This window comes from Shewanella sp. (assembly GCF_041630135.1).
In the GTDB taxonomy this organism is placed as follows: Bacteria; Pseudomonadota; Gammaproteobacteria; order Enterobacterales; family Shewanellaceae; genus Shewanella.
Genome location: NZ_JBFKLW010000026.1, coordinates 15148 through 38287 on the forward strand (window position 1 = coordinate 15148; position 23140 = coordinate 38287).

A 23140-nucleotide genomic window follows, 5' to 3' on the forward strand; every position below is an offset into this window, starting at 1 on the left:
GTGTCTCGCTTTCAGCGTGTTTTGAATAATGATTTTAGCGCCGGGTACAGGCGTTGATGTCGTTTTGATAGTTGCCGGTAGCACTCTACATTGGCCGGGTCTGGCTCAAAACGACGGGCTGATTTTGCCATATTCAACCTGGCACTGGCGAGGTCTGGATAGTCGCCCATGGCCACGGCTGCACACATGGCGGCTCCCAGACCAGAGCCTTCCCGCACGTTTAAGCGCTCGGTTGGGCAGTTGAAAATATCAGCCGCAAGCTGCATGACCAAGTCAGACTGACTTCCACCGCCACTTACCCGAATTAAGCTCACAGGTATACCCGATTTAGCCACAAGCCTTTTTGCACCCCGCTCAAGAGTCATCAACACCCCTTCTATTAACGCCCGGTAAAGATGAGCCCGGGTGTGATCAGGTCGAAATCCCGCCATGATCCCGCTTGCCTCTGGCCCCGGATAAATCACCCCTTGGGCCCAATAGGGACAAAGCATCAGGCCATCAGCACCCGGCGAGATACGCGCGATAGCATCCATCACATAGGCTTCAGTGCTAAGCCCAAGTCTTTTTGCTTCTTCTTTGTCACTGGCACCAAATTCCTGCAGCGCCCATGACAACAACCAGAATCCCCGCTCAAGCTGCACTTCAGGCATAAAACTGTCAGGCTCAAGTCCCGGGAAAGCTGGCGCATATCTGAATACCTCGAAATAGCGCTTGCTTCCCAGGGTAACTGTTGCTGCGCTGCCAAGGCTTAGTGATAACAGACCACTCTCGCCTGCACCGTTAGCATAAGCCTCACAGGCTTTATCAGCACCTGCACTGATTAAAGCAGTACCGGGTCTGAGTCCGGTCAGCTCGGCAAAACCTTCTGTAATATTGCCAACGCGTCTGGCCGCATCGATCAGCGGCAACATCTGCGAAGGCCGGCATCCAAGTGCCTGCCAACGCCAACTGCGGGGTGAGGCAAAAGCTCGACGTCGATAATCAAACGGCAAATAGGCTACTTGCGATGCGGTTGAATCGACCAGCTTGCCGCTGAGGCGGGTGAGAAGATAACCACTCAAGAGGCCAATCTTATCGCTTGCATCGACCTTACCGGGAAAGAGCTCACGCATCAGATTGATTTTGGCCGCCCTGCGCAAATAGTCGATACGTCCTGTCATACCACTAAACCAAAATCCTACCCTGTAATGCCAACCCATGGGGGACAACTCACCTGTCACCATGCGTCTGTCTGACCACATAAACACATCAGAATTCGCCTTGCCTTTATCGTCCATCAGCAAAGTACAGGCTCTTTGGGTAGTCAGCGTCACCGCAATGATTTGTTCTGGGCTTAAGGTATGTTCAGCAAAGAGCTTACGACAGGCAGCAATCAGTTGTCCGTAACAATAATCACCGCTTTGCACGGCAGCATTTGCAGTCTGGCCAGCTTTACAGTTCTCATTAACGACTGCTGCACTGGCAATGGAATTGCCACGACGATCGAACACCAGCGCGCGGGTACTTTGAGTTCCGTAGTCAAAAGCGAGGTAATAAGAAGTTTCAGACATAAGCACAGCGCCCCGTTACCGGGGCTCATATTTATAATTGTATGACTCTGTTCAGGGGGTGACGTGGGCAGCCATTTCGGCACCAATCTTTTTGCGCATATCCATCAGCAGAATGGCAGACTCTCTAAGCGCCTTGTCCTCTTCCGTCTGGGGAACCCATTCCGGTACAGGGGTTGGATTGCCCGCATCATCCACCGCTACCATGATCACAATACAGTGGGTGGTCAGCTGGCGCTCAGACACCTTGGGATCCCCTGCCCGCACATCAATGCCGATATGCATCGAGCTGTTGCCGGTGTAAATCACCTTGGCACTCACCTCAACGATATTGCCCACGTGGATCGGTTTAACGAAGCGAATGCCACCGGCATAGGCAGTAATGCAATATTTGCCGCTCCACCCTGCCGCGCAGGCGTAGGCTGCAAGGTCAATCCACTTCATCACAGCACCGCCGTGAACCTTACCCCCGAAATTTACATCGGCTGGCTCTGCGAGAAAACGTAAGGTCAGGTGCCTGTCTTGTCCGGCCATGGTGTAACCCTATCTTGTTTAAGTGATTTAAGCTTACGCCAAAAGTGTAAGCGCGTGAATGCGCCAACAAAAAGAAAAGGCGCAGAAACGAAACGTCCCGGCGCCTTAAGTAACCATTTAGACTGGTGTGTTACATCTTTTTCAGCAGCAGCGAGCCATTGGTGCCACCAAAACCGAATGAGTTACACAGCGCATACTCAAAGCTGGTCTGACGGGCCTCGTGTGGCACAAAGTCAAGATCGCAGCCTTCATCCGGGTTATCCAGATTGATGGTTGGCGGCACAGCGCCATCTTTCAGCGCCAGTACCGTAAAAATAGCCTCCACAGCACCGGCAGCGCCCAGCAGGTGGCCAGTCATCGACTTAGTAGAGCTGACCATGAGTTTGTAAGCGTGCTCACCAAACACGGATTTGACCGCAGCCGCTTCGGCCTTGTCACCGGCAGGTGTAGAAGTACCGTGAGCATTGATGTAGCCAATGGACTCCAGTGAAAGACCACTGTCTTTAAGGGCATTGGTCATGGCCAGCGCGGCACCGGCGCCATCTTCCGGAGGTGAGGTCATGTGGAACGCATCACCGCTCATACCAAACCCAACCAGCTCGGCGTATATCTTGGCACCGCGGGCCTTGGCGTGCTCGTACTCTTCCATCACCAGCACACCTGCACCGTCACCAATCACAAAACCATCGCGGTCGCGATCCCATGGGCGGCTGGCCGCTTGTGGGTCATCGTTGCGGGTTGAGAGCGCCTTGGCAGCGTTAAAACCACCAACTCCCAGTGGACAGGTCACGTCTTCGGCACCACCGGCTACCATCACGTCAGCATCACCATAGGCGATAGAGCGGGCGGCAAATCCGATGTTGTGTACACCTGTGGTACAGGCCGTGGTGACAGCAAAGTTGGGGCCGCGCATGCCGTACATGATAGACAGGTGACCGGCAATCATGTTGATGATGGTGCTGGGAACAAAGAAGGGAGAAATCTTGCGGGGGCCGCCGGCCATCAGCGCCGAGTGCCCGGCTTCTATCAGCCACATACCGCCCATGCCAGCGCCAATAGCGGTACCTACACGGGTTGGGTCTTCTTTGTCCATATCGAGGCCGGCGTCACGAATGGCCTGAATGCCAGCAGCCATGCCGTATTGGATAAAGAGATCCATCTTACGGGCATCTTTTTTGGACAGATATTGCTCCACATCGAAATCTTTAACCGATGCACTGAAGCGTGTCGCAAATTCACTGGCGTCAAACTTGGTGATGGGGGCAACACCACTCTTGCCGGCCAGCAGCGCCTTCCAGGTTGAGTCAACATCATTGCCGACAGGGGTTACCAGTCCAAGACCGGTTATCACAACGCGACGTTTTGTCACAGGAGCCACCTTTCATAACTGTATGTTAAAGCCCAAGGTGCGCCGGAGTGAGCCAGATGGCAATCCAAAGGGAGGCTGGTACAACCAGCAGAAAATTCCGGCGCCCAAACAAAAACAGGCGGCCTTATAAGCCGCCTGTTTTCTGGAATTCAGTATTACTGATTCTTGGAAACGTAGTCGATCGCTGCCTGAACAGTGGTGATCTTCTCAGCTTCTTCATCAGGGATCTCGGTGTCAAACTCTTCTTCCAGAGCCATTACCAACTCAACAGTGTCCAGAGAATCGGCACCCAGATCGTCTACGAAAGAGGCAGATGGTTTAACGTCTTCTTCTTTAACGCCCAGTTGCTCAACGATGATTTTCTTTACACGTTCTTCGATGTTGCTCATTAGTTTTCTTTCCTATTCAAATTACGCACTTGCGTAAGATTGCGAGTAGTTTATTCGATCTGGCTGACATTGCAAGCCCCGATTTTGTGGTCTAACCACGAAAATCAAAGTCCGCCAGCCTATCGCTACCCAAACGCGACAGTTCCCTGCCATTCGCCCTTAAACCATGTACATTCCGCCGTTTACATGCAGGGTTTCACCCGTGATGTAAGCGGCAGCGTCCGAGGCAAGGAACAGGACGGCATTGGCAATTTCCTGAGCCTGTCCCAATCTTTCCATCGGCACCTGTGACATGATGCCTTGCTGCTGCTCAGGCGTCAGCTCGTCGGTCATGTCAGTCTGGATAAATCCAGGAGCAATAGCATTAACTGTAATTTGACGAGATGCAACCTCTCTGGCGAGAGATTTTGTAAATCCAATCAAACCGGCTTTTGCAGCTGAGTAGTTTACCTGACCGGCGTTACCCATGGTACCCACCACTGAGCCAATGCTGATGATACGGCCATGACGCTTTTTCATCATGCTGCGCATCACCGGCTTGGACAGGCGGTACAGTGACGTGAGGTTGGTATCGATGATCTCTTCCCACTCGTCGTCTTTCATGCGCATCAGCAGGTTGTCACGGGTAATCCCAGCATTGTTGACCAGAATATCAACATCCCCTGCTTTTTCTTTGATCGCGGTAAACATTTCGGCAACGGATTCGCTGCTGGTTACGTTAAGTACCAGGCCAAACCCCTTGTCACCCAGATAATCAGAAATCGCGGCGGCGCCCTTCTCACTGGTGGCAGTACCCACGACAGTGGCACCCGCTTCGGCCAACGTCACGGCGATGGCTTTACCAATACCACGGCTGGCGCCGGTAACCAGGGCTACCTTGCCGGTCAGATCCAAAGATACAGACATGGAAAACTCCTTTATTCGGTCAGCGCAGCAAAGCTTGCTACGTCATTGACCGCTTGTGCAGAAACAGATTTATTGATGCGTTTGGCCAAGCCGGTCAGCACCTTGCCGGGGCCACACTCCACCAGATGAGTGATACCGTCGGCAGCCATGGCTTCAACGGTTTCGGTCCAGCGAACCGGGCAGTAAAGCTGACGCACCAGTGCATCGCGGATAGCGGCTACGTCGCTTGGTGCCTGCACATCTACGTTATTGATAACCGGAATGGCAGGTGCACTGAATTCGATGGCAGCCAGGGCATCGGCGAGCTTATCGGCCGCGCCTTTCATCAGGCTGCAGTGGGAAGGCACGCTCACAGGCAGTGCCACAGCCATTTTGGCGCCAGCAGCCTTACAGGCAGCTGCAGCGCGCTCAACGGCGTCTTTATTACCGGCAATCACCACCTGACCAGGGCTGTTGAAGTTAACCGGACTCACTACTTCGCCCTGAGCAGACTCGGCGCAGGCAGAAGCGATGGCATCGTTATCCAGACCAATAATGGCGTACATAGCGCCGGTACCTTCCGGCACGGCGGCCTGCATCAACTGACCACGCAGCTCAACCAACTTCACGGCATCCGCAAACTGAATAACACCGGCACACACCAGCGCTGAGTATTCACCCAGGCTGTGGCCAGCGAGCACGGCAGGCTGCGGCTTGCCGCTGGCCTGATAGGCTCGCCAAATAGCCACGCTTGCAGTCAGCAGCGCAGGCTGGGTTTTTTGGGTTTGATTGAGCTGCTCGGCAGGGCCATCCTGCACCAGAGCCCACAGGTCATAACCAAGGGCGGCACTCGCCTCGGCAAATGTCTCAGTGACCACAGGAAATTCGGCAGCAAGATCGGCCAGCATGCCAACAGCCTGCGAGCCCTGCCCTGGAAATACAAAGGCAAATTTATCCATTGTTATTAAACCTTTTTGAGTAAAAGCGTAAAAAGCCTAGCAGAAATCCAAACGGATTTAGAAGCGCACCAGCGCACTGCCCCAGGCAAAACCGGCACCAAAGGCCTCCAGCAGCAGCAATTGGCCACGTTGAATACGGCCATCACGTACAGCTTCATCCAGAGCAATGGGCACAGAGGCGGCTGAGGTGTTACCGTGCTTGGCCAGCGTCAGCACGACCTTATCAAGGCTCATATCAAGCTTCCTGGCCGTGGCGTTAATAATGCGGAAATTCGCCTGATGGGGAACCAGCCAGTCAATTTCAGACTTCTGCACATTGTTCAGGCGCAGGGTTTCTTCCACCACGTGGGACAGCTGTGTCACGGCAACCTTGAATACATCGTTGCCTTTCATCTGCATAAAGCCCACGGCTTCTGAAGACTCACCCAAACGCGGCGGGAACGCGCATTTAAGCAGATCGCCCTGACGACCATCAGCGTAGATATGGGTGTTGATAATGCCCGGCTCGTCACTGGCACCCACAACAGCGGCACCGGCGCCATCGCCGAAAAGAATAATGGTGGTGCGGTCTTCCGGCTCACACAGGCGCGAAAGCACATCAGCGCCGATCACCAGCACCTTTTTGGCGGCACCGGTTTTCACAAACTGATCGGCAACCGACAGCGCGTAAACAAAACCGGAGCAAGCTGCGGCCACGTCAAAGGCAGGAATGGTGTGTACGCCCAGCAGCGCCTGAATTTCACAGGCCGCAGCCGGAAACGCATTGGCTGCACTGGTTGTGCCACAGACAATCATGTCCAGTTCTTCGGCTTGAACACCCGCCATTTCGAGGGCTTTCAAAGCGGCCTGGTAACCCATGGTAGATACAGTCTCGTCCATGGCAGCAATGCGGCGTTCCGAAATACCTGTGCGTTCAACAATCCACTGGTCACTGGTTTCCACCATTTTTTCCAGATCCTGATTGCTACGCACCTGAGCCGGCAGATAGCTGCCAGTTCCAAGAATTTTTGTATGCATAGTTTAAGGAGAAATCAGCTATTGATATCTAAAAGAATCGACTCGAGGCGATCACTAATCATCTCAGGCAGTCGACGTTTGGCCTCGGTGTAGGCAAGACTAATTGCTTGTATATAGGCGTGTTCGTCTGCATTCCCGTGGCTCTTTACCACTATCCCGCGCAATCCTAACAGACTTGCTCCGTTATAGTGGTCGGGGTTCATCTGACTGAGCACTTTCTGTATACGGGGCGCCAGCATGCGGGCGAGCAGCCGAACGATAAACCCTTGCGTCAGGCCTTGTTTTAATTGATGAACCAGCAGTCTGGCAATGCCTTCTGAGGTTTTTAGCGTGATGTTGCCCACAAAGCCGTCACAAACAATGACATCCACCTTTCCAGTGTAGATTTCATCGCCTTCGACAAAGCCGGCATAGTTGATTTGAGGAGTATGCTGCAATAGCTGCGCAGCCTGCTGGACATCGCTATTACCCTTAAATTCCTCAATGCCCACATTGAGCAGCGCCACCTTGGGGCGGGGAATTTTTTCCACGGCTTCGCACAGTACTGTGCCCATTACCGCAAACTGAAACAGGGTTTCATAGTCACACTGCACATTGGCGCCAAGATCCAAAAGATAAACAGGCTTACCGCTCACCGCGGGCAAGCAACTTACTAAGGCAGGTCTGTCGACTCCGGGTAAGGTTTTTAAAATGACTTTGGCCATGGCCATCAAAGCACCAGTGTTACCGGCGCTGACGCAGGCATCGGCTTTCCCATCACGCACCAATTCAATGGCCAGACGCATGGAACTGTTTTTAGCTTTTCTTAAGGCTGTAGCAGGCTTATCGTCCATACGCACCACTTCGGTGGTATGCACAATGGAAATACGGTCATTCAGCAGAGAGTGTGCATGAGCGAGGAGAGGAGAAATTTGTTGTTCGTCACCAACAAGGATCAGTGACAGCTTGGAGTGAAGTCGTAGTGCCTGCACTGCCGCAGGCACCGTGACTTGGGGGCCGTAATCGCCCCCCATCGCATCCAACGCAAGCGTCAGATTCGTCATAAGTGGTTCAACAATTACTTGTTGATAACCTTCTTACCACGATAGTAACCGTCAGCGGTTACGTTGTGACGCAGGTGCAGTTCACCGCTGGTGGCGTCTACAGACAGCTGAGCAGTGCTCAGAGCGTCATGTGAACGGCGCATACCGCGCTTTGAACGAGATTTTTTGTTCTGTTGTACAGCCATTTGTCTGTCTCCTGGATTACTTGCTCTTCAGTTTTTCTAACACTGCAAACGGATTTGGACGCTCCTCTTGAGCGGCTTCAATCTCGCCTACGACAACATCCTGCGAACCCAAATTACAATCATCATTCTGATGTGCAGGGATCAAGGGCATTGCCAAAATCAACTCGTCTTCGACCAGTTGCTGCAGACGCACTTCGCCAATTTCATCGCACTCAATAGGGTCATACGCATCCGGGAGCTCATCGATTTCTGCTTCTGTCCTGCAAGGACTGAAACAAAAGTCGACCGTAACCTCAGTGGTATAAAGTGTCATGCAACGTTGACATAACAGAGTGAGCTCCGTCACAGCCGTCCCTTTCAGGTAGACTATCCCCTGTAAATCAACACCACATTCCAACGACACTGTCACATCGGAACAGTCGCCGGCTGTCAATTCTCTCAATCGTTTTAACACCTTGCTGGGTATTATCCCCTGATAATTCAGGCGATTCGCCGCAGCACGGATCGGATCGATCGAAACCGGTATCTTTACTGTTTGCATAAGGCGCGCATATTAAAGCTTCAACAAGCCGGAGTCAAAGAAATTTTCGGCCAAATTCCGCTAATGGGATATTGGTTTCTTCCCTGCGCCGGTCATGTAATTGACGGATGCAAAATTCTACCCAAGCCCCCCGTACTGTACAAGCACTGGGTGGCTAAAATAGAAGCGTTTGCAGATGTATCTTCAGCGACCAAGGTATTTTCCTCTGCGGCCTTGTTACAATTGTCTGCATTGGCGACAATCGATATCCCTATTATCCCCAGAATATGGCTGATTATGGCTCAAATCCGTCCGTTGATCCTTGCTTCATCGTCTGTTAGCCGCAAGTCACTATTGGAAAAGTTTGGCTTACCCTTTCAGGCAATTGCTCCTGATGTTGATGAAACACCTCTGAAAGAGGAATCTGCATCTGCTCTGACTGAACGACTCGCCATCGCCAAGGCAAAAGCATTGGCTGATAAGGTACCTGATAATGCCCTTATCATTGGCTCTGATCAGGTTGCTGTTGTTAATGAAAAAATTGTTGGTAAACCCCTAAGTGAACAAAAAGCCATTGCCCAATTAAAAGCGCAAAGTGGCCAGGCGGTTACCTTTTATACTTCCCTGGCAGTTTATGACACCCGCTCCAAACAATGTCATTCTTTGGTCGAGCCCTTTGTTGTTCACTTCCGGCACCTGACGGATGCTGAAATTGAAGCCTATGTTCGCGCGGAACAACCCTTATGGTGTGCAGGCAGCTTCAAAGCCGAAGGACTGGGGATCTGTCTCTTTAGTCGTTTGGAGGGGCGAGATCCGAACACCCTGATAGGATTACCTTTGATTGCCTTAAATGAAATACTCTCGGACATGGGGTATTCGGTGTTGATGTCTATAGAACAGCATGCCTAGTAATGCCAAAATTGCCGGGAAAGAGCCGGTCTTTTTCAAGGACCACCATCATCCGTTTTACAAAAAACGGTGAGGCTAAATAAGGGGTATTTCAATATAAAATCAGTGTCATAAATCAAGCCAATATGCACAACGGCTAGCTTGACGACCAATCAACCTTAAGCTGCCTGGCTCACTTACGGATTTTTAGGCATTTGTATGCAGCTCATACAGAATAATAAAGTGATGAGTGGCGCGAAGAAAAACTTTGATCCTATGTACTTTGGTAAATACCGCTTAGCTGCTAAATATGCCTTGGTATGAGTCGTACGGATGGCGGGATTGTCTTGGCAAATGCCAGAATTTGCCAAGACAGGCCGGAATATGCTTAATCAGATAATCGGTCAGATAAGAAAACATCCCAGACCAACAACAAAAATGATTTATAAATACTGCAAAATCTCACGTGGATGTGACACCACCCCCAATGGATTGGTCGCCAGAAGTGTTTGCCTGTCGTGAGTACCATAATCTACCCCGATAGAGGCGATACCAGTGTTATTGGCCATCTGTAAGTCAAACGCAGAATCACCAACCATCACCGCACGCTCAGGCGCAACGTCAAGCTCAATCAGCAGTTCATGCAGCATTTGTGGATGCGGCTTACTCTGAGTTTCATCGGCGCAGCGACTGGCATGAAACCAGGGACCAAGACCCGTTTCCTTAAGAATTCGATCCAGCCCTGCCCTCGCCTTACCGGTGGCAATGGCGAGCTGATGACCACGGCCATTGAGCTCAGCGAGAAGCTCTGGCACTCCTTCATAGAGCGGGCTCGGTGTCGCGTTGAAAACCAGATAATGGGTACGGTACTTGTCAATCCAACCAAGGCGGGTCGCATCCGACTCATTGGGAAACAGAACGCGCATGGCTTCAGGCATCGACAGGCCAATCACGTCACGCACCGCTTTTTCTGACGGAATGGGTATATCCAGTTCCCGCGCTAACGCTTGCATGCAATCGATGATTTTTCCAATGGAATTCATTAAGGTGCCATCCCAGTCGAAAATGATCAGATCGAATTTCTGCATTAGTTCAGTTGCTCTAGGTTACTCAGCAAATTAACAAGTTCAACATCCAGCGGTGCCTGTACTGACATAACCACCTCAGTATCGGGATGGGTAAAAGTCAGCTGGGCGGCATGCAGGAACAGGCGGCTTAGTCCTTTGGCACGCATACTGTCGTCGAACTTCTGCTCGCTGTACTTTTCATCGCAGGCAATAGGGTGACCCAGATATTGACAGTGAACCCGTATTTGATGCGTACGACCTGTCACCGGACTGGCTTCCACGAGGGTAGCGCCTTCATAGCGGCCAAGTACCTTAAAACGGGTTTCACTGGGTTTGCCTTCACTGTTTACCCTGACGATGCGCTCGCCGGATTTAAGAGTGATTTTAAGTAGCGGCGCCTTGACGACCCTGTCATGCTCCTGCCACTGGCCACGGACCAATGCCTGATATTGCTTATGCATGGTCTTTTGTCTGAGCTGCTCGTGCAGGTGCCTGAGGGCTTTGCGCTTTTTGGCTATCAGCAACACACCGCTGGTATCACGATCAAGCCGGTGCACCAGTTCCATAAATTTACAGGTGGGTCTTAAGGCACGCAGCGACTCAATGACACCATAATCGACCCCGCTGCCACCATGGACGGCAATCCCTGCAGGCTTGTTAAGCACGATGAGATGTTTATCTTCAAATAAAATGCGTTCTTCCAGCTGTGCCACCCGGTTAAGGTTGGCCGATGGCGCTGTACGGTAGTCTTTCTCCGCCACTCTTACCGGCGGCACACGGACTTCATCGCCCGCTTCCAATTTATATTCAGGTTTAACCCGCTTTTTATTTACCCGCACTTCGCCTTTACGGACGATGCGATAAATCATGCTTTTGGGAACACCTTTAAGCTTTGCAAGCAAAAAATTATCAATACGCTGACCAGCACCATCTTCGTCGATGCTGATAAACTGAACCTGAGTTGGGGAAGTGTCTTTATTCATGGTAAACCGTCTGACTGGAACGCAGCGCATTGTACATCAAAGTAGCGCTAAATGTGGCTTTGCATTGCCGAAAATTTTGATTGTTGCTATATTCCATTCGCGGATTGGGATTAACAGTGGATAATGTGTTCACAAAACCAGCAACCGCACGGTGTTAACACAAGGGTAAAATTAAAGGTTGAAGGGTCGCAATTCATTGAGTTGCAAACCATTGTCTGAGTAATCGCCACAGTTTTGGCAGGCATGACAGGTCAAACCCAATACACCACCATTATTATATGGTTTCCTGTGGAAAACACCCCTGAATCGAATTATTGACTAAACCCAGTCACCGGATGATTAGAGTCGGTTTGGGCATTCACGGAAGTTATTTTAAGAATTTATGGGGTTGGTTGATGTTTTACAACGAATTCCTTGTTTTTGTAATCATTAAAAAATAAGCCATAAATCGGAAGCGACACGCAGAGATTGCGTCTTACAGTAATGCGCTCCCCCTTGCCTGATGTGTCGTCGTGAGACGTAGCGCTCAAGATCAGGCCCTGAATGCACCACTCATAACACCGGTGACCCATTTAAAGAAGAATGACGTCACCATGAAACGTATGCTGATTAACGCAACTCAATCTGAAGAGTTGCGTGTTGCCCTTGTTGATGGGCAGCAACTCTATGATTTGGACATTGAAAGCCCAGGTCACGAACAAAAAAAAGCCAACATCTACAAGGGTAAGATTACCCGCGTAGAACCCTCTCTCGAAGCCGCTTTTGTTGATTACGGTGTTGAGCGTCACGGCTTCCTGCCACTGAAAGAAATCGCCCGCGAATACTTCCCAAAAGGTTATTCCTTCCAGGGCCGCCCTAACATCAAAGAGGTGGTCAGTGAAGGTCAGGAAGTCATTGTTCAGATTGATAAAGAAGAACGTGGCAACAAGGGCGCAGCGCTTACCACTTTTATCAGCCTGGCAGGCTCTTATCTGGTATTGATGCCGAATAACCCACGTGCCGGTGGTATTTCTCGCCGCATCGAGGGTGACGAGCGCACCGAACTCAAAGAAGCCATGGCTGATTTGGAAGTGCCAAACGGCATGGGGCTGATTGTACGAACCGCTGGTGTGGGTAAAGATGCCGCGGAATTGCAATGGGATCTCAAGGTACTGCTGCGTCACTGGGATGCTATCAAAGAAGCCTCAGAAACACTGCCGGCACCGAGACTTATCCATCAGGAAAGTAACGTGATTGTACGTGCCATTCGTGACTATCTGCGCCGCGATGTGGGTGAAATCCTGATTGACCATCCAAAGATTTATGAACAGGCCAAGCAGCATATCGCCACTGTACGTCCTGACTTTGTTGAGCGCGTGAAACAGTATAAGGCTGAAGTGCCGCTGTTCACTCACTATCAGATTGAATCGCAAATCGAATCTGCGTTCCAGCGTGAAGTGCGTCTGCCCTCCGGTGGCTCGATTGTAATCGACCCGACCGAAGCCATGACCTCTATCGACATCAACTCTGCCCGCGCCACCAAGGGCGGTGATATCGAAGAAACGGCACTGAACACCAACCTGGAAGCCGCCGACGAAATAGCCCGCCAGCTGCGCCTGCGTGACCTTGGCGGCCTGATTGTTATTGACTTTATTGACATGACACCGGTTCGCCATCAGCGCGAAGTGGAAAACCGTCTGCGTGATGCCGTGCATCAGGACCGTGCTCGCGTACAGCTCGGCCGTATCAGCCGTTTCGGTCTGATGGAAATGTCCCGTCAACGTCTGCGTCCGTCACTGGAAGAATCCGCCGCGCACATCTGCCCACGCTGTCATGGTCAGGGTACCATCCGTGGTACTGAGTCGTTGGCACTGTCGATTCTGCGTCTGATGGAAGAAGAAGCCATCAAGGACAACACTTCTCAGGTAGAAGCCATCGTGCCTGTGGATGTGGCCGCCTTCCTGCTCAACGAAAAGCGTAAAGCCATTCGCATCATCGAGCAGCGCCACGAAGTCGAAGTGTACGTGATCCCGGATCCGCACATGATGACGCCAGAATACAAGGTTATTCGTCATCGCAAAGACGATGAAATCGAAGAAGCCAGCTACAAGCGTGTTGAAAAGCCTGAAGCCAAACTGTACGAGCCTCGTAAACTTGAGCGCGCTCAGGCACCTGAGCCAGTGCTGAAAGGTTTCTCTGCCCCCACTGAAAGTGCACCAGTAGCCAAGCCTGCTGTTAAAGAGGAAAAGGCCAAAGAAGAATCCAAGCCAGGTTTCTTTGCCCGTCTGTTTGCCGCCATTGGTTCACTGTTTAGTGGCAGCGAAGAGCAGGAAAGCGAGAAAAAGCCAGCCGTTAAATCTGGCCGTCAGCAAAACACCCGCAACCGTAACCGCAGAGGAGAGGGTCGCCGGGAAGACGGTCGACGTGATGAGGGTGACAAGCGTCGCAACGACAACAAGAACCGACGCGATCGTAATACTAGAGCAGAGCAAACTGTTGAGGATAAGCCTGCACGTGACAAAGCCCGTGAAGACAAACCAAAGCGCGAGCGTGCACCTAAGCGGGAAAAGCCGGAAGCTGTTGAAGCAGTAGCCGACGACGCGCTGGAACCAAAACAGGAAGTTGTCCGTGAGCGTCGCCAGCGCCGTAACATGCGCCGTAAGGTACGTATGGAAGACGCAAACGCCACAGGCAATGCCAATGAAGAAGTTAACAGTGCTGCCGAAGAGGTTATCAGTGCTGATGCGGCAGGTGTTTCTATGGCAGCCGATATGCCAAAAGCCGACGCCAAGGCCGAAGACAAGACAAGTCGTAACCGTCGTCAACCACGTAAGCCCAAAGCGGATGATCAGGCTGCTGATACTCAAGCGGCAGAAACTGATGAAGACGTTGCCAACGCTACCCATATCGCTAATTCTGAGTCCAGTGTAGTTATCGAAGCCGGTCAGGTTAATCACGATGACGTTCAAAATGACGGCGTCAATTTGGATGCAGAGGGTGAAGACAAGCCACGTCGTGATGGCCGTGATGGTCAGCGTCGCAGCCGCCGCAGCCCACGTCATCTGCGTGCTGCCGGTCAGCGCCGTCGCCGTGACGAGCAGGAGCAGCAAACCGGAGCAGAAGGAGCTGAACTGACTCAGGCTGAACTGGAGCTGACTCAGGTGGATGCAGCTGCAACCGATGCTACACCAGCTAAGGAAGTCGTAACTCAGGAAGCAGTAGCACAGGAAACTGTAGCACCAGAAGCGGTTGCTGAAGCCGTAACTCAGGAAAGCGTGCTGGAAAAGGCTGAAGAAACTGCCGATGTGGTTATCGTTAACGATACCCATAAAGCGGAAGCTCCTGTTTCCGAAGCTCCAGTTGCCGAAGCCGAAGTAGCAGCCGCATCAGCTAAGGCCGAGGTTAGCGCAAGCGCTCCTGTAGCTGAATCGCCAGTCGCTGAAGTCAGTGCGCCGGTTGAAACCAAGGCTGCTGATGCTCAAGTTGTTGAAGCCCCAGTTGTTGAAGCCCAAGTTGTTGAAGCTAAGACAGTTGAATCCACTGCTGTTGAAGCTAAGGCCGCCGAGTCAAAAGCAGCGGAAAAAGTAACTTCTACCGCTCCAATGGCTAAACCTGCAGCTGTGATGCCAGCCCGCGCCAAGCAGGTTGAAAAGCCAGCCGCTGATATCGCTGTGAGCAAGGCTCCAGCCGTGCCGGCGCGCCCTGCAGGCAGCCGCTTCGGCAGCATGGTCAACTCTGAGATGACCAAGCCAACTGTTGAGGCCCGCGAGCAGGTGGCGACACCAAAAGGTCGCGAGTACGACGCTGCCGAGGCCAGCAGCGCCAAGGTGCAAAGCAGCAACATCGCTGGCTCCGATATGGCACGCCCATAACAGCTGAGCCATGAAGGAAAAAGCCGCGCAAATGCGCGGCTTTTTTTATTTGCATACCAGACACAACTACAATTGGGCTTTATACCCACACAGGCCGCTGGCGACCGTGATCACCAGGGAGAAAAACCCCTGCTGCGGGTTCAATCGACCGCTGATTTTTGGTAGACTGCGCGGCTTTATTTGTTAACCAAGTCACACTCGTTACAGAGGACTCATGTTCGAGCTAATTCGTCACAAAACCGCCAGCCACAAGGCGGATCTCCTGTCGGGACTCACGGTAGCCCTGGCACTGGTTCCGGAGGCGGTTGCCTTCGCCTTTGTTGCGGGCGTAGAGCCCATGGTTGGTCTCTACGCCGCCTTCATCATGGGTCTGGTAACAGCCGTGATTGGTGGCAGACCCGGGATGATTTCCGGCGCAACAGGTGCCATGGCGGTGGTGATGGTAGCTTTGGTCGCCACCCATGGTGTGCAGTACCTGTTTGCAGCTGTCGTACTGGCGGGGTTGCTGCAGGTAGCGGCCGGGATATTCAAGCTGGGTAAATTTATCCGCATCGTGCCCTATCCCGTGATGATTGGTTTTGTGAATGGCCTGGCGATTGTGATTTTTCTCGCTCAGCTTGGCCAATTCAAGGTGCCCGGTGATAACGGCGAGCTTACCTGGCTCAGTGGTGATGGTCTGTACCTTATGCTGGGTCTGGTAGCGCTCACCATGGCCATTATTCACTTCCTGCCCAAAATCACTAGTGCCATACCTTCATCTCTGGCCGCGATTCTGACGGTGACAGGTCTGGTGGTGTTTTTTGAGCTCGATACCCGCACCGTGGTCGACTTCCTCAAAACCATGAGCGGCGATGACAACGCCACTATCGCAGGCTCGCTGCCGACCTTTGCCATTCCCCAAGTCCCCTTGAGCTGGGAAACCTTGCAAATCATCCTGCCTTACTCGGTTATCCTTGCCGCCGTAGGCCTGATTGAGTCGCTGCTGACTCTGACTGTGCTCGATGAAATGACAGGCACACGAGGCCGCGGCAACAAAGAATGTGTCGGTCAGGGCGTTGGCAACATCACCAGCGGCTTCTTCGGCGCCATGGGCGGATGCGCCATGATTGGTCAGTCGATGATTAACATCAACTCCGGTGGACGTGGCCGTCTGTCGGGGATCACTGCAGCACTGGCACTGCTGGCCTTTATTCTGTTTGGCGCTGCCTTCATCGAAATCATTCCACTGGCGGCGCTGGTCGGGGTGATGTTTATGGTGGTGCTCGGCACCTTTGAATGGGCCAGCTTCAAAGTAATGCGTAAGGTGCCAAAGCATGATGCCTTTGTAATTGTGCTGGTTACCGTGGTTACTGTGTTTACCGACCTGGCAGTAGCCGTGTTTGTGGGCGTGATTGTCTCAGCGCTGGTATTTGCCTGGGAGCATGCCAAACACATCAGTGCCCGCACCGAGATTAATGCCAATGGCAGCAAGGTTTACCATCTTACGGGACCGCTATTCTTTGGTTCGGTTTCACACTTCCTGGAGCTTTTTGATGCCAATAACGACCCCAAAGATGTGATTGTCGACTTTGGCCAATCAAGGGTTGCAGACCACTCGGCGCTGGATGCCATCGATACCCTGGCGGAGCGCTACAACACCCAGGGCAAGACCCTGCATCTGGTGCACCTCAGTGAAGACTGTAAAGCGCTGCTGGCGAAGGCGGGCGATCTGGTGGAAGTGAATCTGATGGAAGACCCGCACTACCGGGTTGCCGACGATAAGCTCGATTAATAAGTGCGAATAATAGGTTCGAACGTACAATAGAAAAGCGGCCCGAGGGCCGCTTTTTTGTCTTTTGTTCTGGGCTAACTGCGTCAGCGAGGCGACTATTTAAGCAGTGACGCGAACGCCTTTTTAAACTTATCCACCTTGGGCTTTACCACCAAGGCGCAGTATCTTTGCTCGCCGTTACGGGCAAAATAGTCGTGGTGATAATCCTCTGCGGGATAGAACTCTTCAAAGGCCACCACTTCGGTGACAATCGGGTCGCTGAAAGCGCCTGCGTCCGTAAGCGCTTTAATCGCGTTAGTTGCCGCCTCTGCCTGGTCTTCATTGTGGGCAAATACCACAGAGCGGTATTGGGTACCCACATCATTGCCCTGACGATTCAGCGTGGTCGGATCATGGCTTTGGAAGAACACCTCAAGTAAGGTCTCGAAGCTGACAAGCTCGGGTTGATACTCGATATGCACCACTTCTGCATGGCCAGTACCACCGGCGCACACCTTTTTATAATCAGCATCTGAGGCATTGCCACCGGCATAGCCGGGCTTAACGCTGATAACGCCATTCAGGGCCGAGAAGATAGCTTCCACACACCAAAAGCAACCAGCGCCAAAGGTGGCAAAAGCATGCTTTGTGTTATTCATGGCATCATTTCCTTGCTCTGACACTTCGCGTTTTTTAAACACCATGGATACTGAGTTGACGCAGTGGCGCAGGTTTTTCTCGGTCAGATATTCGCCTTCAAATACGTGCCCCAAATGACCACCACAGCCGGAGCAGACAATTTCAACACGCCTGCCATCTGCATCCATATGGCGGGACACTGCACCTGGGATTTCATCATCAAATGCAGGCCAACCACAATGAGCCTGGAACTTGTGCTCAGACAGGTACAGAGGAGCGTCACACTTCTTACAGCAATACACTCCCGGCGCATCGTGGCGATAATACTCACCGCTGAAAGGCCGTTCTGTGCCCTTCTCTTCGATGACATATTTTTCAAAGTCGGTCAGTGTTCTCATGACAACTCCTCAGTTGTGGTTAACCCCCGCAAAAGACCTGCCGGGCCACCAATTTATTTCATTGACACTATGTTACTGGTTTATTGCCCCATTAAAACGTCAGAACGCCGTGCGAGCTACATCACAAAATTTGCACCCGGGCCATTCCTTCACTAGACTCTCGCCCGGGGTTAAACCAACAACAAAAAAGAAAACATATCATGAAATTGGAAACTATCGATTACCGCGCGCCCGACGCAGCGGCAAAATTTGTGGCCTCATTGCGGGAAACCGGCTTTGGGGTGCTGTCCAACCATCCTATTCAGCAGTCTTTAGTGGAAGACATCTATGCAGACTGGTATGCCTTCTTCCAAGAAGGCGACAAGGAAGCCTTCCTGTTCAAACCTGAGACCCAGGATGGCTTCTTTCCGGCCACTGTGTCTGAAACCGCCAAAGGCCACACAGTAAAAGACATCAAGGAGTACTATCACGTCTATCCCTGGGGTCGCATTCCTGACAGCCTGCGCGATAAGATCCTGGCCTACTACACCAACGCCAATGCCCTGGCGGCGGAACTGCTGGGCTGGATTGAAGAGCACAGCCCGAAAGATGTAAAGGCGCTTTTCAACGAGCCTTTGCCGAAAATGATTGAAAACAGTGATAAAACGCTGCTTCGAGTACTGCATTACCCGCCGATGACCGGCAGTGAAGAGCCAGGTGCTATCCGCGCCGCCGCCCACGAAGATATCAACCTTATCACTGTACTGCCTGCCGCAAATGAGCCGGGCCTGCAGGTAAAGGCCAAAGACGGTACCTGGCTCGATGTACCTTCTGATTTCGGCAACCTTATCATCAATATTGGCGACATGTTGCAGGAAGCCTCCGGCGGTTACTTCCCGTCCACTTCCCATCGGGTAATCAACCCAGAGGGCATGGACAAAACCAAATCGCGGATTTCGCTGCCGCTGTTCCTGCATCCACGTCCTGATGTGGTGCTGTCTGAGCGATATACCGCCGATAGCTACCTGATGGAGCGCTTGCGCGAGCTTGGGGTGATCTGAGTCGCCCAATAAATAAAAAGCGTCCCTTGGACGCTTTTTTTGTGCCTTGGCGCCATAAGCGCTAGAATATGCGCCCCAAAGTTGCGGCAAACAGGATTTAAACGATGGCGATTCAATGGTATCCGGGACACATGCACAAGGCACAGAAAGAAATTGCCGAGGCCATGCCCCAGGTCGATTTGGTAATAGAGGTACTGGACGCCCGCATTCCCTATTCCAGCGAAAACCCCATGGTTGCCAAACTTCGCGGTGACAAGCCCTGTATCAAGCTGCTGAATAAATGCGACCTTGCCGATCCGGCCACCACCGAAGCCTGGATAGCCCATCTGGAGAAAGAGCAAGGGGTGAAGGCCATGGCGGTGACCACCTTGCAGCCAGGACACCTGAAAACCGTTATTCCAGAGCTGGTTCGCAAACTGGTACCTGAGCGCGACCGTGCCGACAAAGACATTCGCACCATGATCATGGGGATCCCAAACGTGGGCAAATCCACCATCATCAATACCCTGGCTGGGCGCGTGATTGCCAAGACAGGTAACGAGCCTGCAGTCACCAAGGCGCAGCAGCGGATAAACCTTAAAAACGGCATAGTGCTATCGGATACCCCCGGCATTCTGTGGCCCAAGGTAGACAACGAGGCCAGCAGTTACCGTCTGGCGGTGACAGGCGCTATTAAAGACACCGCCATGGAATACGAGGACGTGGCGCTCTTTGCCGCCGCCTTCTTCCGAGATGCCTATCCAGAGCAGCTGAAAGAGCGCTATAAGCTCGATGAACTGTCACAGGATGATGTTGAGCTTCTTGAAGACATAGGACGCAAGCGTGGCGCCCTCAGAAGCGGTGGTTACATAGACCTGCACAAAGCGTCTGAGCTGTTGCTGCACGAATTTCGAAGTGGCAAGCTGGGGCTGCTGACACTGGAGACCCCGGAGATGGCAGAGGCGGAGAAGCTGGAAGTAGCCCGCATTCTTGCCGAAAAGGAAGCTGAGAAAAAGGCCAAGCAAGAAGCCGAGAAACTGCGCCGCTCTGGCAAGCGTCACAACAATTAATCTACGCTTACGCAGCGGAATTTACAAAAAGGGCCGTATGGCCCTTTTTGTTTGTTTGGCGAATGTTGGGCTACAGCTTGCCGCTGCGAATTGCTTCAATCAGACCATCGCTGCTTTGCTCAAGTAAATCCAGCACAGTTTCAAAACCGGACTTGCCCCCATAATAAGGATCTGGCACTTCCTGAGTACTGGTTTTACCAAAGGATAAAATCAGTCTGAGCTTATGCTGATGTTCAGCCGGACAGCGGCTTTTCAAGTCCTTCAGGTTTTGCCTGTCCGCAGCCAGAATAAGGTCAAAACGGCTGAAGTCCGCATCAGTCACCTGCCGCGCCCGCATCCCGGAAAAGTCATAGCCTCGCAGTTCACCCGCAGCCACAGAACGCGGATCCGGCGCTTCGCCCTGATGGTAGGCAATGGTACCTGCAGAATCTATCTCCAGCATCAATCCTGCATGCTCTGCCCTTTGTCTGAATACAGCCTCAGCCGAAGGTGAACGGCAAATATTTCCCATACAGACAAACAACACTGACGCTATGCCGCTTTGCATGATTAAATCATACCTCATTGAAATTTATATTGTTATTACTCCGCTGGCCGCACACGAAGAAAGCGAGCACCCTTGGGGATCCCGCGGGCACTGAGGCCCTGAAATTGAAAAGTCACCCAAGTGCCAATCGCAGGCGGGTCGCGGCGGGTAGCCAAATCAAAGCCGCTGCCCAAATAGAATACGCGGCCGTCTTTGAGCCGCAGTTTCAGTGAGCCCATCAGGCCACTGAGCTCCCCCTGGCCGGGCTTATAGCCTATCACTTCGCCTTCGGCATCGTTAAGAGGTTTAAGCTTGATAAGCAGAGAATTTCTGCCATCACGGTAATGGGCATCTTCCCGGTGAAGCATAAGCCCCTCGGCTCCGGCTGCGACTTCTGTCTCGAAGAATGCGAGCAGCTCTGCCTGACGTTTAAACCGCTGCTGAGCAATTAACGCGATGTAAGGACTGGTATTCGGCAAACGCTGCTGCAATTTGCTAAGTCGCTCGGAAAAACTCATACCTGCCATGGGCGAGTCAAATACCATAAATCGCAGTTCATGCCAGTCCTGTTCTCGGCCCGACGAGCGCACCACACCGCTGGTCCACTCAAACTGGCCACGGCCGCCCCAAAGCTCGCCATCGAGCACCAGATCCTGCGGAAAATCTGCAATAAACCACGCAGGTACCGCAATATGATTACCACTCCGGGTTATTAGCTCCCGACCAGTCCAGCGACCTCGAATACCATCGAGTTTCTCACTCACCCAGTAACGACCAAGCTCCTCCTCGACCGGTAATGCTATGGATGACGCCAATTGCAATGGCGCCTGACTGGTAGCACTTAACTGATTTTCATCCGCGGAGGCCATCGCTGTGTTTGAATAGAGCACACCTAAGGTGAGCAAGGCCCAGAGCAGCGCGGCCGCATACGCCGCAGCGGCAAAACATGCAGCCTCAGCATGTAGATACGTGAAAAAAGCGTTTGATAAAGTAAACCTGGTTTGAATGCCGCCATGGCTGCGCATGGGGCAAGCGTGTGAGCTGGGTTTCATGGCACCTCCCTGTGACTGTATCCCACGCCAAGTATAGACGCGTAAATTGGTCCTGCTGCGCGCTGTTTTTCTTAACCCTGCTGCCTTATACTGGCAATTTTTTGTGGTCCGGTGTTTTTTCCGCCTTCGGTGGGCGGCGCTGGCCAGACTCGGGGGAAGTATGAAACCTGCCAATAATCATGGCGTAAAACGCATCATCCGTGCGACAGGCTTTTCATTTAAGGGATTGAAATCGGCATGGGTACACGAAGCCGCCTTCCGCCAGGAACTGATCCTGGCTTTGGTCATGGTGCCATTCGCACTGTGGGTTGATGTCAGCGTGATTGAAAAGCTGTTGATGATCCTGACGGTCTTTATTGTGCTTATCACTGAGCTTTTAAATTCAGCCGTGGAAGCCGTGGTTGACCGCATAGGGGATGAAATTCACCCCCTCTCCGGCCAGGCCAAGGACATTGCCTCAGCTGCCGTGTTTATGAGTCTTGCACTGTGTGCCCTTGTGTGGGCAGTGGTACTGCTGCCTCGGCTGATGTAACACCTCAGGACATCAGAGCCACATCTCCATCGCTGGCGTCGGAAATATCATCCTGAGCCAAATAGTCAACGGCTCGTTCAATCTGAGCGAGCCTGTCATTATGAGACCAATACACCACATATACGTTACGCTGGATAGACTGAGCGCCACTGACCCTGTGCAGCTCTCCCCGCTCAAGCAAGCCGCGAACCATGTGGTCTGGCAAAAAAGCACTGCCGCCATTATTGAGCACAAAATCCAGAGCGATACGTGATGAGCTTGTGTGCAACACCGGCAGAGGCAAATCGCCAAATTCCTGTGCATGGTGAATATTAAACGCTGTTCCCCAGTCCACCTTGATGTAATGCCGCTCCTGACACTCTTTTACTGTCAACGGCCCTTCACTTGTTACCAGATACAGCTCAACCACGCCCACCCGGATTTGTTCATAATCTTCCATTTTTGGCGGGTCAAACGAAATGGCCATATCTAAGGTACGTTCCATCAACTGACGCGTCATCACATTTTGTGGCAATACTTCGGTCCTGAGCGCGACTCCGGGCAAGCCCTTATGCAATGACTGTAAGTTACCCTGTAAAAATGCGTCCCAAATATTTGGGCCTGCACCTATTGTCAGTTGGCTTGATTGCAAGCGGCTCAATGACACGTCCTGCTTGGCGCGCTCCCAAGCGGTCAGAACGGCTTCAGCATGATTCAGCATACGCTCGCCGGCTGGTGTAGGTTGAATGTTATTGCGCTGACGCTCAAACAGCTCAACACCCAGAATTGTTTCGAGCTGTTTGACTCGAAAACTTACTGCACTACGGGTTAAATAGAGGTTCTCGGCAGCCTTGCCAAAATGCCGAGTACGTGAAACTTCCAAAAAGGTTTTCAGCAGATCTGTGTCCATAAAATTAAATTGACCATCAAGTCCAAAA

General features: G+C 52.2%; 22 protein-coding genes. 6 read left to right on the forward strand and 16 right to left on the reverse strand.

The features are described from left to right. Nucleotides 1–11: 11 nt before the first annotated feature. The 10 genes from ABYK60_RS09105 to yceD form a co-directional block, all read right to left on the reverse strand. Nucleotides 12–1550: an FGGY-family carbohydrate kinase gene (locus ABYK60_RS09105; protein ID WP_372871681.1), complete on the reverse strand. Its 1539-nt coding sequence runs from the start codon at nucleotides 1548–1550 to the stop codon at nucleotides 12–14. Nucleotides 1551–1601: 51 nt separating this feature from the next. Continuing rightward, nucleotides 1602–2081 carry an acyl-CoA thioesterase gene (locus tag ABYK60_RS09110; protein ID WP_372871682.1) on the reverse strand — a complete coding sequence of 160 codons (480 nt, stop codon included), beginning with the start codon at nucleotides 2079–2081 and terminating at the stop codon, nucleotides 1602–1604. Nucleotides 2082–2211: 130 nt separating this feature from the next. Further along, the gene (fabF, locus tag ABYK60_RS09115; protein ID WP_372871683.1) at nucleotides 2212–3450 is read right to left on the reverse strand and encodes a beta-ketoacyl-ACP synthase II; all 1239 of its coding nucleotides are present in this window, start codon (nucleotides 3448–3450) and stop codon (nucleotides 2212–2214) included. Between the two features lie 155 nt (nucleotides 3451–3605). Then, on the reverse strand, nucleotides 3606–3839 hold the full coding sequence (acpP, locus tag ABYK60_RS09120) for an acyl carrier protein (protein ID WP_011760092.1): 234 nt from the start codon (nucleotides 3837–3839) through the stop codon (nucleotides 3606–3608). A 159-nt stretch (nucleotides 3840–3998) separates the two neighbouring features. Then, complete coding sequence (gene fabG, locus ABYK60_RS09125) at nucleotides 3999–4745, reverse strand: 3-oxoacyl-ACP reductase FabG (protein ID WP_338588901.1); 747 nt, start codon at nucleotides 4743–4745, stop codon at nucleotides 3999–4001. Nucleotides 4746–4756: 11 nt separating this feature from the next. Beyond that, nucleotides 4757–5683: an ACP S-malonyltransferase gene (gene fabD, locus ABYK60_RS09130; protein ID WP_372871684.1), complete on the reverse strand. Its 927-nt coding sequence runs from the start codon at nucleotides 5681–5683 to the stop codon at nucleotides 4757–4759. Between the two features lie 57 nt (nucleotides 5684–5740). Continuing rightward, a complete protein-coding gene (locus ABYK60_RS09135) occupies nucleotides 5741–6700 on the reverse strand; it encodes a beta-ketoacyl-ACP synthase III (protein WP_372871685.1) in 960 nt (319 codons plus the stop codon). A gap of 14 nt (nucleotides 6701–6714) precedes the next feature. Beyond that, nucleotides 6715–7743, reverse strand: coding sequence for a phosphate acyltransferase PlsX (gene plsX, locus ABYK60_RS09140; protein WP_372871686.1), 1029 nt, complete (start codon nucleotides 7741–7743; stop codon nucleotides 6715–6717). Nucleotides 7744–7757: 14 nt separating this feature from the next. Then, nucleotides 7758–7928 carry a 50S ribosomal protein L32 gene (gene rpmF / locus ABYK60_RS09145; RefSeq protein WP_011760097.1) on the reverse strand — a complete coding sequence of 57 codons (171 nt, stop codon included), beginning with the start codon at nucleotides 7926–7928 and terminating at the stop codon, nucleotides 7758–7760. Between the two features lie 16 nt (nucleotides 7929–7944). After that, complete coding sequence (gene yceD, locus ABYK60_RS09150) at nucleotides 7945–8469, reverse strand: 23S rRNA accumulation protein YceD (protein WP_372871687.1); 525 nt, start codon at nucleotides 8467–8469, stop codon at nucleotides 7945–7947. Between the two features lie 276 nt (nucleotides 8470–8745). Between yceD and ABYK60_RS09155 the strand changes: the two genes are divergently transcribed. Then, nucleotides 8746–9357 (forward strand): nucleoside triphosphate pyrophosphatase, encoded by a 612-nt coding sequence (locus ABYK60_RS09155; protein WP_372871716.1) that lies wholly within the window; start codon nucleotides 8746–8748, stop codon nucleotides 9355–9357. 422 nt (nucleotides 9358–9779) lie between these two features. Here the strand turns inward: ABYK60_RS09155 and ABYK60_RS09160 are convergent, their stop codons facing one another. Then, nucleotides 9780–10424: an HAD-IIIA family hydrolase gene (locus tag ABYK60_RS09160; RefSeq protein ID WP_372871689.1), complete on the reverse strand. Its 645-nt coding sequence runs from the start codon at nucleotides 10422–10424 to the stop codon at nucleotides 9780–9782. Next, nucleotides 10424–11386, reverse strand: coding sequence for a 23S rRNA pseudouridine(955/2504/2580) synthase RluC (gene rluC, locus ABYK60_RS09165; RefSeq protein ID WP_372871690.1), 963 nt, complete (start codon nucleotides 11384–11386; stop codon nucleotides 10424–10426). The genes ABYK60_RS09160 and rluC overlap by 1 nt, the downstream gene beginning before the upstream one ends. Nucleotides 11387–11979: 593 nt before the next feature. Between rluC and rne the strand changes: the two genes are divergently transcribed. Together rne and ABYK60_RS09175 are read left to right on the forward strand one after the other, a co-directional pair. Beyond that, a complete protein-coding gene (gene rne, locus ABYK60_RS09170) occupies nucleotides 11980–15237 on the forward strand; it encodes a ribonuclease E (protein WP_372871691.1) in 3258 nt (1085 codons plus the stop codon). Between the two features lie 214 nt (nucleotides 15238–15451). After that, nucleotides 15452–17008, forward strand: coding sequence for a SulP family inorganic anion transporter (locus tag ABYK60_RS09175; RefSeq protein ID WP_372871692.1), 1557 nt, complete (start codon nucleotides 15452–15454; stop codon nucleotides 17006–17008). Between the two features lie 95 nt (nucleotides 17009–17103). Here ABYK60_RS09175 and ABYK60_RS09180 read toward each other — a convergent pair whose 3' ends face one another. Further along, nucleotides 17104–18024 (reverse strand): bifunctional methionine sulfoxide reductase B/A protein, encoded by a 921-nt coding sequence (locus tag ABYK60_RS09180; protein ID WP_372871694.1) that lies wholly within the window; start codon nucleotides 18022–18024, stop codon nucleotides 17104–17106. 200 nt (nucleotides 18025–18224) lie between these two features. Between ABYK60_RS09180 and ABYK60_RS09185 the strand changes: the two genes are divergently transcribed. Next, nucleotides 18225–19064 (forward strand): isopenicillin N synthase family dioxygenase, encoded by an 840-nt coding sequence (locus tag ABYK60_RS09185; protein ID WP_372871695.1) that lies wholly within the window; start codon nucleotides 18225–18227, stop codon nucleotides 19062–19064. Nucleotides 19065–19168: 104 nt separating this feature from the next. After that, entirely contained in the window at nucleotides 19169–20113 is a 945-nt protein-coding gene (gene ylqF / locus ABYK60_RS09190) for a ribosome biogenesis GTPase YlqF (protein WP_372871696.1), read from the forward strand. A gap of 70 nt (nucleotides 20114–20183) precedes the next feature. Here the strand turns inward: ylqF and ABYK60_RS09195 are convergent, their stop codons facing one another. Then, a complete protein-coding gene (locus tag ABYK60_RS09195) occupies nucleotides 20184–20678 on the reverse strand; it encodes a low molecular weight protein-tyrosine-phosphatase (protein ID WP_372871697.1) in 495 nt (164 codons plus the stop codon). Between the two features lie 17 nt (nucleotides 20679–20695). Further along, nucleotides 20696–21691, reverse strand: a complete 996-nt coding sequence (locus ABYK60_RS09200; RefSeq protein WP_372871698.1) for a DNA ligase — start codon at nucleotides 21689–21691, stop codon at nucleotides 20696–20698. A gap of 160 nt (nucleotides 21692–21851) precedes the next feature. On the opposite strand from ABYK60_RS09200, the gene ABYK60_RS09205 reads away from it, so the two are divergent. After that, nucleotides 21852–22223, forward strand: a complete 372-nt coding sequence (locus ABYK60_RS09205) for a diacylglycerol kinase (RefSeq protein ID WP_372871699.1) — start codon at nucleotides 21852–21854, stop codon at nucleotides 22221–22223. Nucleotides 22224–22227: 4 nt separating this feature from the next. Here ABYK60_RS09205 and hdfR read toward each other — a convergent pair whose 3' ends face one another. After that, on the reverse strand, nucleotides 22228–23112 hold the full coding sequence (gene hdfR / locus ABYK60_RS09210; RefSeq protein ID WP_372871700.1) for an HTH-type transcriptional regulator HdfR: 885 nt from the start codon (nucleotides 23110–23112) through the stop codon (nucleotides 22228–22230). Between the last annotated feature and the right edge of the window lie 28 nt (nucleotides 23113–23140).

Coding starts and splice junctions, on each gene's coding strand:
- ABYK60_RS09105 (WP_372871681.1), bottom strand. CDS start 1,550: ATGTCTGAAACTTCTTATTACCTCGCTTTTGACTACGGAACTCAAAGT.
- ABYK60_RS09110 (WP_372871682.1), bottom strand. CDS start 2,081: ATGGCCGGACAAGACAGGCACCTGACCTTACGTTTTCTCGCAGAGCCA.
- acpP (WP_011760092.1), bottom strand. CDS start 3,839: ATGAGCAACATCGAAGAACGTGTAAAGAAAATCATCGTTGAGCAACTG.
- fabG (WP_338588901.1), bottom strand. CDS start 4,745: ATGTCTGTATCTTTGGATCTGACCGGCAAGGTAGCCCTGGTTACCGGC.
- fabD (WP_372871684.1), bottom strand. CDS start 5,683: ATGGATAAATTTGCCTTTGTATTTCCAGGGCAGGGCTCGCAGGCTGTT.
- ABYK60_RS09135 (WP_372871685.1), bottom strand. CDS start 6,700: ATGCATACAAAAATTCTTGGAACTGGCAGCTATCTGCCGGCTCAGGTG.
- plsX (WP_372871686.1), bottom strand. CDS start 7,743: ATGACGAATCTGACGCTTGCGTTGGATGCGATGGGGGGCGATTACGGC.
- rpmF (WP_011760097.1), bottom strand. CDS start 7,928: ATGGCTGTACAACAGAACAAAAAATCTCGTTCAAAGCGCGGTATGCGC.
- yceD (WP_372871687.1), bottom strand. CDS start 8,469: ATGCAAACAGTAAAGATACCGGTTTCGATCGATCCGATCCGTGCTGCG.
- ABYK60_RS09155 (WP_372871716.1), top strand. CDS start 8,746: ATGGCTCAAATCCGTCCGTTGATCCTTGCTTCATCGTCTGTTAGCCGC.
- ABYK60_RS09160 (WP_372871689.1), bottom strand. CDS start 10,424: ATGCAGAAATTCGATCTGATCATTTTCGACTGGGATGGCACCTTAATG.
- rluC (WP_372871690.1), bottom strand. CDS start 11,386: ATGAATAAAGACACTTCCCCAACTCAGGTTCAGTTTATCAGCATCGAC.
- rne (WP_372871691.1), top strand. CDS start 11,980: ATGAAACGTATGCTGATTAACGCAACTCAATCTGAAGAGTTGCGTGTT.
- ABYK60_RS09175 (WP_372871692.1), top strand. CDS start 15,452: ATGTTCGAGCTAATTCGTCACAAAACCGCCAGCCACAAGGCGGATCTC.
- ABYK60_RS09180 (WP_372871694.1), bottom strand. CDS start 18,024: ATGAGAACACTGACCGACTTTGAAAAATATGTCATCGAAGAGAAGGGC.
- ABYK60_RS09185 (WP_372871695.1), top strand. CDS start 18,225: ATGAAATTGGAAACTATCGATTACCGCGCGCCCGACGCAGCGGCAAAA.
- ylqF (WP_372871696.1), top strand. CDS start 19,169: ATGGCGATTCAATGGTATCCGGGACACATGCACAAGGCACAGAAAGAA.
- ABYK60_RS09195 (WP_372871697.1), bottom strand. CDS start 20,678: ATGAGGTATGATTTAATCATGCAAAGCGGCATAGCGTCAGTGTTGTTT.
- ABYK60_RS09200 (WP_372871698.1), bottom strand. CDS start 21,691: ATGAAACCCAGCTCACACGCTTGCCCCATGCGCAGCCATGGCGGCATT.
- ABYK60_RS09205 (WP_372871699.1), top strand. CDS start 21,852: ATGAAACCTGCCAATAATCATGGCGTAAAACGCATCATCCGTGCGACA.
- hdfR (WP_372871700.1), bottom strand. CDS start 23,112: ATGGACACAGATCTGCTGAAAACCTTTTTGGAAGTTTCACGTACTCGG.